This is a genomic window from Novosphingobium sp. 18050 (assembly GCF_902706195.1).
Taxonomy (GTDB): Bacteria; Pseudomonadota; Alphaproteobacteria; order Sphingomonadales; family Sphingomonadaceae; genus Novosphingobium.
On sequence record NZ_CACSJO010000084.1, the window covers coordinates 1 to 457 of the forward strand.

General features: G+C 65.9%; 1 protein-coding gene. It reads right to left on the bottom strand.

What is annotated here, in order from left to right:
- Positions 1–432 (bottom strand): hypothetical protein (locus tag GVL61_RS24470; protein ID WP_200845018.1); only part of this gene is annotated, 432 nt, incomplete at its 3' end.
- Positions 433–457: the final 25 nt, after the last annotated feature.

Consider the following 457-nt stretch of genomic DNA (forward strand, 5'->3'; position numbering starts at 1 on the left):
GTCTTTAACGTCGCCCACCGTCGTGTGGCATGCCACCACCTGAGCCCACACGGCATCGCGGGCGGCGTTGACCGTAGCCTGCACCTGATCGCGCGCGGCATATACATTGCCGTTCACGTTGTCCCGAGCATTGGTAACGGTGGCCTTTACATCGTCGCGCGCTGCGTTCACTGTCCCTTGGACGGCGTTCCTTGATGCGCCCACGGCTGTCTGGCAGACAGCGACGGCGTCCTCTACGCGCTTGGACAAGATCATCCAATTGGCATCGTCCCCACTCGGATCGGTATTGCCGGCCCCAGCGGTGACGCGCACATAGCTCTGCAGGTTGCCCGGGCTGCGCACCACGGCGCCCACGGGGTAGGTGCGGCCGCTGACCCACGGCGGCGGGCCGCCGCGCATCAGCTCGGCGAGGATCACGGGGTCCAGATTCATGGCTTGGCCTCGGTGGATGTGACGC